General features: G+C 71.1%; 11 protein-coding genes. 3 read left to right on the forward strand and 8 right to left on the reverse strand.

Annotation, left to right across the window (positions count from 1 at the left end; all coding sequences use genetic code 11):
• Positions 1-121 precede the first annotated feature (121 nt).
• The 3 genes from ACFY1E_RS06185 to ACFY1E_RS06195 form a co-directional block, all read right to left on the reverse strand.
• Positions 122-592, reverse strand: a complete 471-nt coding sequence (locus ACFY1E_RS06185; RefSeq protein ID WP_389072047.1) for a hypothetical protein — start codon at positions 590-592, stop codon at positions 122-124.
• A gap of 178 nt (positions 593-770) precedes the next feature.
• Positions 771-1,517, reverse strand: a complete 747-nt coding sequence (locus tag ACFY1E_RS06190; protein WP_389072050.1) for a TIGR03943 family putative permease subunit — start codon at positions 1,515-1,517, stop codon at positions 771-773.
• Positions 1,514-2,566 (reverse strand): permease, encoded by a 1,053-nt coding sequence (locus ACFY1E_RS06195; RefSeq protein WP_389072052.1) that lies wholly within the window; start codon positions 2,564-2,566, stop codon positions 1,514-1,516. Before ACFY1E_RS06195 ends, ACFY1E_RS06190 begins: the two co-directional genes overlap by 4 nt.
• Positions 2,567-2,764: 198 nt before the next feature.
• Here ACFY1E_RS06195 and ACFY1E_RS06200 point away from each other — a divergent pair, with 198 nt between their 5' ends.
• Positions 2,765-4,645 (forward strand): NAD-binding protein, encoded by a 1,881-nt coding sequence (locus tag ACFY1E_RS06200; RefSeq protein ID WP_389073333.1) that lies wholly within the window; start codon positions 2,765-2,767, stop codon positions 4,643-4,645.
• Positions 4,646-4,721: 76 nt separating this feature from the next.
• Here ACFY1E_RS06200 and ACFY1E_RS06205 read toward each other — a convergent pair whose 3' ends face one another.
• The gene (locus ACFY1E_RS06205) at positions 4,722-6,536 is read right to left on the reverse strand and encodes a prolyl oligopeptidase family serine peptidase (protein ID WP_389072054.1); all 1,815 of its coding nucleotides are present in this window, start codon (positions 6,534-6,536) and stop codon (positions 4,722-4,724) included.
• A gap of 114 nt (positions 6,537-6,650) precedes the next feature.
• Here ACFY1E_RS06205 and ACFY1E_RS06210 point away from each other — a divergent pair, with 114 nt between their 5' ends.
• Both ACFY1E_RS06210 and ACFY1E_RS06215 read left to right on the forward strand, forming a co-directional pair.
• Positions 6,651-7,496: a class I SAM-dependent methyltransferase gene (locus tag ACFY1E_RS06210; protein ID WP_389072057.1), complete on the forward strand. Its 846-nt coding sequence runs from the start codon at positions 6,651-6,653 to the stop codon at positions 7,494-7,496.
• 53 nt (positions 7,497-7,549) lie between these two features.
• On the forward strand, positions 7,550-8,329 hold the full coding sequence (locus tag ACFY1E_RS06215; protein ID WP_389072059.1) for an SURF1 family protein: 780 nt from the start codon (positions 7,550-7,552) through the stop codon (positions 8,327-8,329).
• Between the two features lie 295 nt (positions 8,330-8,624).
• Here ACFY1E_RS06215 and ACFY1E_RS06220 read toward each other — a convergent pair whose 3' ends face one another.
• The 4 genes from ACFY1E_RS06220 to ACFY1E_RS06235 form a co-directional block, all read right to left on the reverse strand.
• Complete coding sequence (locus ACFY1E_RS06220; protein WP_389072061.1) at positions 8,625-9,671, reverse strand: hypothetical protein; 1,047 nt, start codon at positions 9,669-9,671, stop codon at positions 8,625-8,627.
• Between the two features lie 113 nt (positions 9,672-9,784).
• Positions 9,785-10,390, reverse strand: coding sequence for a SigE family RNA polymerase sigma factor (locus ACFY1E_RS06225; RefSeq protein ID WP_389073336.1), 606 nt, complete (start codon positions 10,388-10,390; stop codon positions 9,785-9,787).
• A gap of 516 nt (positions 10,391-10,906) precedes the next feature.
• The gene (locus ACFY1E_RS06230) at positions 10,907-11,965 is read right to left on the reverse strand and encodes an aspartate-semialdehyde dehydrogenase (RefSeq protein WP_389072064.1); all 1,059 of its coding nucleotides are present in this window, start codon (positions 11,963-11,965) and stop codon (positions 10,907-10,909) included.
• Entirely contained in the window at positions 11,965-13,242 is a 1,278-nt protein-coding gene (locus ACFY1E_RS06235; protein WP_389072066.1) for an aspartate kinase, read from the reverse strand. The genes ACFY1E_RS06230 and ACFY1E_RS06235 overlap by 1 nt, the downstream gene beginning before the upstream one ends.
• Positions 13,243-13,318 lie beyond the last annotated feature (76 nt).

The following is a 13,318-nucleotide window of genomic DNA, read 5'->3' on the forward strand; positions in this document are numbered from 1 at the left end:
GATACCGGCCACATCCCCATGACGCGGCGGAACAGTCGACTCCCCTCGGGCCCGCGGCCTTGTTACGCTTGGCCACAGCCCGATCGCTGGTGCATCCCCCGTCGCCAGCGGTCGGGCATTCTCATGCCCTCCCGGCGGTCAGCCACTGGGCGACCTTGCGCACCGTGGTCTCGTCGAGCCGCTCGACGAGCACCTGCACGGCTGCATGGTCGTCCGGTGCGAGGTCGTAGAGCCCTGCCTTGCTCAGCCCGGCCATGAGCACCTGCTGCCGCCGGCCGCTCATCCGCTCCGTGAGCGTCCTCGGCTCCTCGGGGCCGTCGGACGGCGGCTCCGGCGTCGTGGCGTTCGTGGTCGTGGTCGACACGTCGAAGCGTTGCCACGCACCGTCCTTCGGGCCCCACAGGCCGACCGCGAAGTCACCGCCGCGCGCCCGCACGGTGTGGGCCATCTCGCCGAGCGCGTACTCCACGGGAGCGCGGTGCGGAGCCTCGGCACACACCTCCCAGGAGGCCGAGGAGGGCCGGTAGAACTGCGCGACCCAGCGGGGAGCCCCGGTCGGCTGCGGACTGGCCGGACGTGTCGTGGTCTCCACTGCGCTCACCCCTTGTTTCACCCGTTTACCTCACCTGCTGTCAGGCTGCTCAGCAGGCGACGGTAACTGACGGCCCGTCAGATATCCAGAGGCGGATATCCAGAGGCGGATATCCAGAGTCAGACATCCAGAGTCGGCGGTCCCAGGGGCAGTTGTTCCGGGGTCAGTCGTTCCGAGGTCATTTGTTCCAGGACTCGTCGTACGGATCCTTCGGCGTCGGCACCGGTGTCGCCGCCGTGACCTGGAAGTACGGTATGGGGCCGTTGTTGACGGGGTCCTTGGTCTGCCGGGCGGTGTAGTTCCCGGTCACCTGGAGCCACTTGTCCGGCTGCAGGACCGGCGGGATCGTGCCGGTCAGGGCGATCTTCACCGGCTGGGCGTCTGCGGCACAGCAGTTGAGGGCCATGCGCACCAGGTAGGGGGCGCCGGTGCGGTCGAGAGCGACGAAGCCGGTGATCCGGATCGGGCGGCCCGCCATGTGCCGACCGCGGTCGTAGACGGCGCGGGTCGCGTAGTCGACCACGTTGAGGTCGAGCGGGCCGGAGGCCGGCAGCTTGTCGAAGCCGTACGGCTGCTGCAGGGCCGTACCCGTGCGCATGGCACTGTAGGAGCCGAGGGCGGGCGGGGCAACCAGGATCAGGGCGAGGAGGGGGAGGACGAGGAGCCAGGAAACACGGGGTTCGCGGTGCACGTGCCCCTCTCCATGGTCATGGGCCTCGCCGTGCTCGTGGGTTTCGCCGCTCCTGCGGCCGCGCCACTCGTACCAGACCGTCGCCAGCGCCGTCACGATCAGTACCGCACCCGAGGCCAGCAGCAGCGGTTGCAGTCCGGCCTTGACGTAGCGCAGGTAGAGGTCGGTGAAACCGGCGTGCAGCAGGGCCGCGCCGGTCAGGAACAAGATGGCCGCCTGGGCCTGCCGGTTCACAGGAGCACCGCCCCGGTCAGGACCGCGCCCGCGATGGCGAGGCAGAAGGTGGCGGGGGCGAAGCGCAGGGCGAAGCCGCGGCCGAAGGTGCCGGCCTGCATCGCGAACAGCTTGAGGTCGATCATCGGTCCCACCACCAGGAACGCCAGCTTGGCCGTCAGCGAGAACTGGGTCAGCGAGGCCGCCACGAACGCGTCCGCCTCCGAGCAGATCGACAGCAGGACCGCCAGGACGGCGAGCGCGAGGATCGCCACCAGCGGGTTCTCCGCGGCCGTGCGCAGCCAGCTCGCCGGGGCCACGGCCTTGAGCGTCGCGGCGGCCATCGCGCCCACCACCAGGAAGCCGCCCGCGTGCATCACGTCGTGCCGGACCGAGTTCCAGAAGGCGGCGCCTTTGCTCGGGCCCTCGTAGTGGGAGCGTTCCGGTGTGCGCAGCCAGTCCGTGCGGCCGAGGCGCTGCCACAGCCAGCCCATCACACACGACACGAGCAGACTGGCGACGAAACGGCCCACGACCATCTCGGGGTTGCGGGGGAAGGCCACCGCGGTCGCCGTCAGCACGATCGGGTTGATCGCCGGGGCGGACAGGAGGAAGGCGAGGGCCGCCGCGGGAGTCACGCCCCGGCGCACCAACGCTCCGGCCACCGGCACCGACGCGCACTCACAGCCCGGCAGCATCGCGCCCGCCATCCCGGCGACCGGCACCGCGAGGGCGGGCCGGCCGGGCAGGGCACGCGCGAAGAACGCCGGCGGCACGAACACCGCGATCGCCGCCGAGAGCAGCACGCCGAGCACCAGGAAGGGCAGTGCCTGCACGAGCACGGCCACGAACACCGTCATCCAGCTCTGCATGACGGGTGCGGAGAGCGCTCCGCGGATGGGGCCCTGGAGCAGCACCAGCAGGAGCAGCAGCATGGTGAGGACGAGGGGTGACTTCGAGTCCTGGCGGCTGTGGTCCTGCCCGGTCCCCGTCGGCTCTTCCGGCTCCGGGGCGCCGCGCACCGGCTCATGGCTGTCCGCCCCCAGAGGGGCTGGTTTGGTGATGGCCACGGGCGTGGTACCTCCGGTGGTGCGTGAGGGCGCTGGTTTCCCTCCCCATCCATACGGCGGGGAAGGGGCGTTCGTTCAGTGACCGTTCGGTGACTGCGCTCGGTCGCTGCTGGAACCACCTCTCCCGGTGAGGCACTCTTCTCACTCGTGGGGAGCGTTCCGAATCAAGGTGTGGCGAGTGGTGACGTGTCGGCGCACATGGTGGTGTGCGGTGACGACGGACTGGCGCAGCGGCTGGCCGCCGAGCTGCGGGGTGTGTACGGCGAACAGGTCACGCTCGTCGTGCCGCCCGCCGACCGCGGGGTGCGACCGCCGGTGGTCGGGCGCGCGCGGGCGACCACGGCGGCACTCTTCGACCGGATGGTGAACGCGGCCGTCAGCCGGGCGAACGGCGCCGCCGCCGAACCCGTCGCGAACGCCCAGATCGTGGAGGCCTCCGAGGCGACCGAGGAGGTGCTCGGCGCGGCGGGTGTGGAGCGGGCCGCCGCGCTGGCGCTGGTGTACGACGACGACGAGACCAACATCCGTGCCGCCCTCACCGCCCGCCGGCTGAACCCCCGGCTGCGGCTCGTCCTCAGGCTCTACAACCGTCGGCTCGGCCAGCACATCGAGGAACTCCTCGACCAGGCGGCCGCGTTGGCGACCGGCGACGCCGGCTCGGCCGGCAGCGACACCTCCACCACCGTGCTCTCCGACGCCGATACGGCCGCGCCCGCGCTGGCCGCCACCGCCGTCGCCGGCACCAGCAAGGTCGTACAGACCGACGGGCTGCTGCTGCGGGCGGTGGAACGGACGCCGCTCGTGGGGCAGTTGGCACGGCCGGGGCTGGCCACGCTGGCGCTGCTCTCCACGGACGGTGCCGACAACGGCGGCGAGCAGGGGCCGGAGCTGCTGCCCGACGCGGCGGCGGTCCGCGCCGCGACCGGCCGCGGGACCGTCGTACTGGAGCAGGTGTCGTACGCCGGGCCCCAACTGCCCCCGGCCCGCGGGGCCGTGGCGTTCTCCTCGCTGTTCTCGCGTCGGCTGCGGTGGTCGCTGGCGGGCATGGTGGGGTGCGTGGTCGCGCTCGCGGTGGCGTTGTGGCTGGTGACGCCGCGGATGCATCCGCTGAGCGCGTTCTATCTGACGCTGCTCGATCTCTTCGCCATCGACGACCCCGCCATCGGCCAGTCCGTCGGACGGCAGATCCTTCAACTCCTCTCCGGGCTCACCGGGTTGCTGCTGCTGCCGGTGCTGCTGGCCGCGGTGCTGGAGGCGCTGGGCACCTTCCGGACGGCGTCCGCGCTGCGGAAGCCGCCACGGGGGCTGGGTGGGCATGTGGTCCTCCTCGGGCTCGGCAAGATCGGTACGCGGGTGCTGACCAGGCTGCGGGAACTGAACATCCCCGTGGTGTGCGTCGAGTCCGACCCGGATGCCCGGGGGCTGGCCACGGCGCGGCGGCTGCGGGTTCCTGTGGTGCTCGGGGACGTCACCCAGGAGGGCGTGCTGGAGGCCGCCAAGATCCACCGTGCGCATGCGCTGCTGGCGGTGACCAGTGCGGACACGACGAATCTCGAGGCCGCGCTGTATGCGCGGTCCGTGCGGCCCGATCTGCGGGTCGTGCTGCGGCTGTACGACGACGACTTCGCGACCGCCGTGTACCGCACGCTGCGGGCAGCTCATCCGCGTGCCTCCACGCGGAGTCGCAGTGTGTCCCATCTGGCGGCGCCCGCTTTCGCCGGGGCGATGATGGGGCGGCAGATTCTGGGGGCGATTCCGGTGGAGCGGCGGGTGTTGCTGTTCGCCGCGATGGATGTGGCCGGGCATCCGCAGCTGGAGGGGAAGACGGTGGCGGAGGCGTTTCGGGCGGGGGCCTGGCGGGTGCTGGCGCTGGATACGAGGGTCTCGGACGGGCGGCGGGAAGGGCCGGCTGCCGAGGAGGCGTATGAGGATGTGCGGGCGGTTTCGGGGTCGGGGCTGGTGTGGGATCTGCCGGACGGGCGGGTGCTGAAGGGGTCGGACCGGGTGGTGCTGGCGGCTACTCGGCGGGGGTTGGCGGAGCTGTTGGGGCGGCGGCCGCGGGAGCGGGCCGGAGCCTGAGCGGCACCCCGGCCCAACCAGCCACACGTCACGCCAGCTCGAGTGGCCGCACGCCACCGCGGCCCGAGTGTCGTAGCTACCCCAAGTGGCGTTCCGCGAATTCCAGTTCCAGGCGGACCTGTTTGATTCTCTCGTCCACCACCAAGGAACCGTGGCCCGCGTCGTAGCGGTACACCTCGTGGGTGGCGCCGCGGGCTTCGAGGCGTTTGACGTAGTTCTCGATCTGGCGGATGGGGCAGCGGGGGTCGTTGACACCGGCCGAGATGTAGACCGGGGCTCTGACCTGGTCGACGTAGGTCAGCGGGGACGAGGCCTCGAAGCGTTCGGGGACCTCCTCGGGGGTGCCGCCGAGGAGGGTGCGGTCCATGGCCTTCAGGGCCTCCATCTCGTCGTGGTACGCCGTGACGTAGTCGGCGACCGGGACCGCCGCGATGCCGAGCGTCCAGGCGTGCGGCTGGACGCCGAGGCCGAGGAGGGTGAGGTAGCCGCCCCAGGAGCCGCCGGTGAGGATGAGGCGGTCGGGGTCCGCGAGGCCGGAGTCGACCGCCCAGGCGCGAACGGCCTCGATGTCCTCCAGTTCGATGAGGCCGACGCGGTGCTTGAGGGCGTCGGTCCAGGCGCGGCCGTAGCCGGTGGAGCCGCGGTAGTTGACGCGGATCACCGCGTACCCGTGGTCGACCCAGGCCGCCGGGCCCGCCGCGAACGCGTCGCTGTCGTGCCAGGTGGGGCCGCCGTGGATGTCGAAGACCGTGGGCAGGGGGCCCAGGGCGCCCTGCGGCTTCTGGACCAGGGCGTGGATACGGCCGCCGGGGCCGTCCACCCACACGTCCTCCACCGGCACCGAGCCCGGGGACTTCATGCCCGGCGGGTCGAGGACGACCGCGCCCGTGGTCGAGCGGACCGCCGACGGTTCGGCGGCCGAGGACCACAGGTACTCCACGCTGCCGTCGGGCCGGGCCGTCGCGCCGGAGACCGTGCCGGGCGGGGTGGGGATCTTCGCCAGGGCGCGGCTCGCCAGGTCGTAGCGGAACAGTTCGCTGCGGGCCTCGAAGCTGTGCACGATGAGCAGGCCGGTGCCGTCCGGGTACCACTCGGCGCTCACGTCTCCGGGCAGCTCCAGGGCCAGGTCGGTCTCCTCGCCCGTCGCCACGTCCCACACCAGGGGCTCCCAGCGGCCGCGGCGCTGGTGCCCGATGAGCAGCCGGGTGTCGCCCTCGACGGGGGCGAAGCCCAGGACCTCCAGGCCCAGCTCGGCCGTGCCCCCCTTGGTGTCGTCGAGCTCGGCGACCGCCGTGCCGTCGGGGCGCAGGACGCGCAGGGCGGAGTGCATGGCGTCGCCGTGCTCCGTGTGCTCGATGGCGATCAGCGAACCGTCGTGGGAGAGGTCGCCGACGCCCGCCGACTCGCGGTGGCGGTAGATCTCCACCGGGGTCTCGCCGGTGCGCGCGAGATGGATCGTCGTACCGTCCTCGTCCGTGGAGCGGCCGACGATCGCCGTGCGGCCGTCCCGGGCGAGGGCCAGGCCCGCGGGGTAGGAGGCCTCCAGACCGGGCGCCGCCGGCTCGTTCTCACCGCCGTCGAAGGGCTGTCTGCGCCAGACGCCGAACTCGTCGCCGTCCTTGTCGTCGAACCACCAGATCCATGCGCCGTCGGGGGAGAGCAGGCCCTCCGTCGTGCCGTTCGGACGGTCCGTGACCTGGCGTTGTCGGCCGGTGGCACGGTCCCAGGCGTACAGCTCGTACGTCCCCGTCGCGTTCGACACGAACAGGGAGCGGTCCGGTGCGTCCTCCGCCCAGTCGGGCAGCGACACCCGCGGCGCCCGGAAGCGCTTCTCCCAGTCCGGCATGTCCTCGTTCCGCTCCGGCGCGGCGGAGGCGTTGCTCTCAGTCATGGCCCCATAGTGCCTGCCCCCACGGACAATTCGCTGGCGAGGTCCCCAGCCTGTGGATAACTTCTACCGGGCATTTACCGAACACACGTCCAAGCAGGTCAGGATCCTCGGCTCATGTCTTCTCCCAGCGCTTCCCCCACCCCTGCCGACTGGCGCGAGGCCAACCGCGCCAACTGGGACGAGAGGGTCCCGCTGCACACCGCCGGCGACTACTACGACCTCGACGGCTTCCGGTCCGGCAAGGACCCCCTGCGCCCCTTCGAACTGGCCGAGGTCGGTGACGTGACCGGTAAGTCGCTGCTGCATCTGCAGTGCCACATCGGCACCGACACCCTGTCCTGGGCCCGGCACGGCGCCGCCCGCGTCGTCGGACTGGACTTCTCCGAACCGGCCGTCGCGGTCGCCCGGGATCTCGCCGCCGACCTGGGCCTCGGACCCGAGCGGGCGCAGTTCGTCGCGTCCGACGTGTACGACGCGGCCTCCGCGCTGGCTGCGATGCCCGAGTCCTCGTACGACATCGTCTACACCGGCACCGGTGCACTGTGCTGGCTGCCCGACATCCGGCGCTGGGCCGAGACGGCCGCCGGCCTGGTGGCGCCCGGCGGGTTCCTCTATCTCGCCGAGTTCCATCCGCTGACCGATGTCCTCGACGAGGAGACCGGCTCGCGGGTCGTGCGGGACTACTTCGACCGCGAGGCGCAGGTCTACGACTTCCCCGGCACGTACGCGGCGGAGAGCGCCGACACGGTCCACAACCGGACCGTGCAGTGGACGCACCCGCTCGGCGAGGTCGTCTCCGCGCTCGCCGCGGCGGGGCTGCGCATCGAGTTCCTCCACGAGCACGATGTCTCGGTGTTCAGGCAGTTCGAGGCCTTCGAGGAGCGGGACGGCTACTTCCGTCTTCCCGCGGACCGGCCCCGGTTTCCGCTGATGTACTCGCTGCGGGCGGCCAAGGCCTGATTGTCCGAACCCCGCGGCCGAGGCCGCCGCGGCCGCCCCGTACCGTTGACGGTGTGTACCGGTTTCTGCTGACGCCCCGTTGGTGGGGGATCAACGTCTTCGTGCTGCTCGCCATCCCCTTCTGCATCTTCATGGGGTCGTGGCAGCTGAGCCGGTTCGAGGATCGGGTGCAGGCCCACCGGGACGCGACCGAGCAGGTCACGACGGACCGGCACGAGGCGGCCCGGCCGCTGCGGGAGCTGTTGCCCGTGAACAAGGCGACCTCCGGGCGGCAGGCCACCGCGACCGGGCGGTACGGCAAGCAGCTGCTCGTGCCTGACCGGCAGCTCGACGGCAGGCGCGGCTTCTATGTGCTGACGCTGCTGCGCACCGACGGCGGCAAGGCGCTGCCGGTGGTGCGGGGCTGGCTGCCGGGTGCCGCCGACGCGGCGAAGGCGCCCGCCGCGCCGACCGGTGAGGTCACCGTCACCGGTGCGTTGCAGGCGTCCGAGACGCCGGGGGACAACGGGGTGAGCGCGCAGGGTGGGCTGCCGGCCGGGCAGACCGCGGCGATCAGCTCGGCGTCGCTGGTGAACCTGGTGCCGTACGACGTGTATGACGCGTGGGTCACGCTGGACAAGGCCGATGCCGGGATGACTGCCGTGCCGGCGACGGCGCCTGCGGACTCGGGGCTCGATCTGAAGGCGTTCCAGAACCTCGGCTACACCGGGGAGTGGTTTGTCTTCGCCGGGTTTGTGGTGTTCATGTGGTTCCGGTTGTTGCGGCGGGAAGCGGAGTTTGCGCGGGATGCCGCGATGGGGCTGGTGGCCGAGGAAGAGGGCGTTGCCGTCTGAGCCTGGTTTCGGCTGCACCGGCGCTGCGGTCTGGGGCGGTGTCACTTGCCCGCGTTGGCGGGGTGCCGCCTGCGCCCACCCGTGCCGCCCCAGGCGGCACGATTGCCCGCAGGCTGAGCAGAGTCCACACCCCGGCGCAAGCAGCACGATTACCCGCAGGCTGAGCAGAGTCCACACCCCGGCGCAAGCGGCATGATTGCCGCAGGCTGAGCGGAGTCCACGCCCCGGCGCAAGCAGCACGATTGCCCGCAGGCTGAGCGGGGTGCCCGCAGGCTACGCAGGGCGGCACGGGGCTCTACGCCCCCGGCAGCACCCCGGTGTAGATGACCGTCCCCGCGCACGCGTTGGACACCGTCGCCGAGACCGTCGGGGAGCCGGCTGCCGTTGTGTGGGACACGACCACGCTGCCGTCTGCGGTGCCGTCCGCCGTCATCATCTGGGTGGTGACACCGCTGTCCGTGCCCGTGGAGGTGGTACCGGAGGAGCTGCCCGCGTCGGGGGTCGGGGTCGGGCTGGGGGTGGAGCCGCCGTCGGTGGTGCCGCCGGTGGGCCCGCCCGTGGTGGGACAGGTCGCCGAGGGGATCCAGGCGAACTTCACCTCGTAGGCCGCGCCCGGCTGCAACTGCAGCCCGGTGATCTCGGTCGACGGTTCGGGCAGGCCGGCCGCGGCGTCCCCCAGCACATGCCGCGCCGTGGAGATCTTGGTGGCGTCCGCGGCGCCCTGCGCGAGCGCGCTCACGGTGCCCACGCCGCCGACGGTACAGGCGGAGGTGGAGATGTTGACGACGCGGAAGGTGCCGTAGACCGCGCCCTGGGCGTCCGGCGCGGCGACGGACTCGGTGGGCGAGCCGAACTGGTCGGCCCTGCAGACGGGGGCACTGGAGGCGCTGGTGGCCGAGGGGTCGGTGCCGGCGCCGCCCGTGCCCGTACCGGTGCCCTTGCTCTTGCCGTCGCCCTTCGAGTCGCCGTTGCCCTTGCCCGGGGCCTTGCCCGTGTTGCCGCCGGCAGTGCTCTCACTGCCGTCCGCGTTTTTTCCCTGGCTCGCCCCGCCCTGGGCCTGCGAGGCCTGGCCGGCCACGGACGGGTTGACGTCGGAGCCGGTGGAGTTGGAGACGTGCACCAGGGCCGGGACGGCGGTGCCGAGGAACAGCGCGGCGGCCGCCATGCCGACCATCGCCTGCCGCTTGCGGGCGCGCCGTGCGGGTACGGCCCGCCGCAGGTGGTCCAGCGTGCCGTCGCGCGGTTCGACCGTCTGCACCGCCTGGTGCAGCATCCTGCGCAGAGCCAGCTCGTCCGAGTCGAGCCCCTGCTCGGGGCTCTGGTCGTCGGGGCCGTGGTTCACAGTTCCGTTCCCAGCGTGCGATTGCCTGTGTTCTTGCTCTTGCGTTGCCGTCGGCTCGTGCCATGCGTAGGGCTCATGGCGGTCATGGGAATCACGTCCCTCGCCGTCCTTGTTCATGCCGGTGTCTCCATCGCGAGGCGGAGGGCCGCGATGCCGCGGGAGCCGTACGCCTTCACGGAGCCCAGCGATATCCCGAGCGTCTCGGCGACCTGCGCCTCGGTCATGTCCGCGAAGTAGCGCAGCACCAGGACCTCGCGCTGGCGGCGCTGCAGCCCCTTCATCGCCTTGATCAGGGAGTCGCGCTCCAGCTGGTCGTACGCACCCTCCTCGGCGCTCGCCATGTCCGGCATCGGCTTGGACAGGAGCTTGAGGCCCAGGATGCGGCGGCGCAGGGCGGAGCGGGACAGGTTGACGACCGTCTGCCGCAGATAGGCGAGCGTCTTCTCGGGGTCGCGGACCCGTTTGCGTGCCGAGTGCACGCGGATGAAGGCCTCCTGGACGACGTCCTCGCAGGAGGCGGTGTCGTCCAGCAGGAGGGCGGCGAGACCGAGCAGCGAACGGTAGTGCGCGCGGTAGGTCTCGGTGAGGTGGTCGACGGTCGTACCGGCCGCCGCTGTGTCCTCGGCGTAGTCGGCGCCGTCACGCTGATTCGGTATGCGGGCGGGCCGCGCTGCGGGCATGGGCGCGATCACCGGCATGCCGCCGGGCGCCCCGGGCATGCGGGGTCGGAGCGACGGGCGGGGCGGCCGTAGGGCCGTACCGCGGGTCGCCGCTTGGAAGTCGAGAACCTCTGCCACGCCAGTTGGACACGTTTCCCCCCGTCAGGGTTGTACGTGCCGGGCGTCACTTTTGCGTCATGTGCCGCAGCCGGCCGTCTGGTGTCAGGCAGCGCAACTGACCGTGCGTCAAACGCCCTCATGCCTACCCGCTCTTCCCCTATATCCCGAATGTTCGAGGCGTCCCCACGCCTCACCGCGCATCCCCGCGCCCCCGAAGGGCGTTCGCAAAGACGCTCCCCGCCCTTCGCGCGGTTGCGGAGAGCGGGGAGGGAAATCTTCGGACGCCTTGGTGGCCTGAGGCAAGTGGTACGGACCATTGGTCCGGCCACATGTCGCCCACAGATCCTACAAATCAAACAGGCCACGGCCAGGGCTTTTCCGGCAGAAACCCCTTACTTGTACATGTGTTGCAGGCAACACGGCATGTCATGGGAGCGCAACCACGGTCACAGCCCGTCACCGGAACTCGGTCGCCACCAGCTCCGCGATCTGTGCGGTGTTGAGGGCCGCGCCCTTGCGGAGGTTGTCACCGCAAACGAAGAGTTCGAGCGCGGTGGGGTCGTCGAGCGCCCGCCGCACCCGGCCCACCCAGGTCGGGTCGGTGCCCACGACGTCGGCGGGCGTGGGGAACTCGCCGGCCGCCGGGTCGTCGAAGAGGACGACCCCGGGGGCGGTCGCGAGGATCTCCCGGGCGCCGTCGACGGTGACCTCGCCCTGGAACCGGGCGTGGACCGTGAGGGAGTGTGTGGTGACCACCGGTACCCGTACGCAGGTCACGGCGACGGGCAGGTCGGGCAGGCCGAGGATCTTGCGGGACTCGTCCCGCACCTTCATCTCCTCCGAGGACCAGCCGTCCTCGCGCAGGGACCCGGCCCACGGCACGACGTTCAGTGCCACCGGCTCAGGGAAGGGCCCGGTGTTGTCGCCGACGGCCCGCCGCACATCGCCGGGGCTGGTCCCCAGCTCCGTACCGGCGACGAGGGACAGCTGCTGCCGCAGGGTCTCCACCCCGGCCCGCCCCGCCCCGCTGACCGCCTGGTACGAGGAGACCACCAGCTCGCGCAGCCCGAACTCGGCGTGCAGCGCACCCAGGGCCACGATCATGGACAGGGTCGTGCAGTTGGGGTTGGCGATGATCCCGCGGGGCCGGCGGCGGGCGCAGTGCGGATTGACCTCCGGGACCACCAGGGGCACCTCCGGATCCATCCGGAAGGCGCCCGAGTTGTCCACCACCACCGCGCCCTTGGCCGCCGCGATCGGCGCCCAGTGCGCGGACACCTCGTCGGGTACGTCGAACATGGCGACGTCGACCCCGTCGAAGGCCTCCTCGGCCAGGGCCACCACCTCGACCTCCTGACCGCGCACGGCCAGCTTGCGGCCGGCCGAGCGCGGTGAGGCGATCAGACGGATCTCGCCCCAGATGTCCGCATGCTGGGACAGGATCTGGAGCATGACCGTGCCGACGGCTCCGGTCGCTCCCACGACCGCGAGCGTCGGTCGGACAGTCGCCGACATCAGCGTCCGGTGCCTCCGTAGACGACCGCCTCGGCGGTGTCGGAGTCCAGGCCGAAGGCGGAGTGCACGGCGCGCACGGCCTCCGGCACGTCGTCGGCGCGGGTGACGACCGAGATACGGATCTCGGAGGTCGAGATCAGCTCGATGTTCACGCCCGCGTCGGACAGCGCCTCGAAGAAGGACGCCGTGACACCCGGGTTGGTCTTCATACCGGCGCCGACGAGGGAGATCTTGCCGATCTGGTCGTCGTAGCGCAGCGAGTCGAACCCGATGGCCGTCTTCGCGCGCTCCAGGGCGTCGATGGCCTTGCGGCCCTCGGTCTTGGGGAGGGTGAAGGAGATGTCCGTCAGCCCGGTGGAGGCGGCGGAGACGTTCTGCACGACCATGTCGATGTTGATCTCGGCATCGGCGATGGCGCGGAAGATCGAGGCGGCCTCGCCCGGCTTGTCCGGGACGCCGACGACCGTGACCTTGGCCTCCGAGGTGTCGTGCGCGACACCGGAGATGATGGCCTGCTCCACCTTCTTGTCCCCTTGCTCGATCGGCTCACTGCTGACCCACGTGCCCTGCAGCCCGCTGAAGCTGGAGCGGACGTGGATCGGGATGTTGTAGCGGCGGGCGTACTCCACGCAGCGGTGGAGCAGCACCTTGGAGCCGGAGGCGGCGAGCTCCAGCATGTCCTCGAAGGAGATCCAGTCGATCTTCTTCGCCTTCTTGACCACGCGCGGGTCGGCGGTGAACACGCCGTCGACGTCGGTGTAGATCTCGCACACCTCGGCGTCGAGTGCGGCGGCCAGCGCGACGGCCGTCGTGTCGGAACCACCGCGGCCGAGCGTGGTGATGTCCTTCTTGTCCTGGCTGACGCCCTGGAAGCCGGCGACGATGGCGATGTTGCCCTCGTCGAGGGCCGTGCGGATACGGCCGGGAGTGACGTCGATGATCCGGGCTTTGTTGTGGACGGAGTCGGTGATGACGCCCGCCTGGCTGCCGGTGAACGACTGGGCCTCGTGGCCCAGGTTTTTGATCGCCATGGCCAGCAGTGCCATGGAGATCCGCTCTCCCGCGGTCAGCAGCATGTCGAACTCACGCCCGGCAGGCATCGGAGATACCTGCTCGGCGAGATCGATCAGCTCGTCCGTCGTGTCGCCCATCGCGGAAACGACGACGACCACCTGGTGGCCGTTCTTCTTCGCTTCCACGATTCGCTTGGCGACGCGCTTGATGCCCTCGGCATCGGCTACGGAGGAGCCTCCGTACTTCTGCACGACAAGGCCCACGTGCGCTCCTCGCTCGTCCCGTATGTGTCGGCTCATTTTACCGAGCGCCCGGTTACGACCTTTGTGAAACCACATG

The organism is Streptomyces sp. NPDC001604, from assembly GCF_042893475.1.
Classification (GTDB): Bacteria; Actinomycetota; Actinomycetes; order Streptomycetales; family Streptomycetaceae; genus Streptomyces.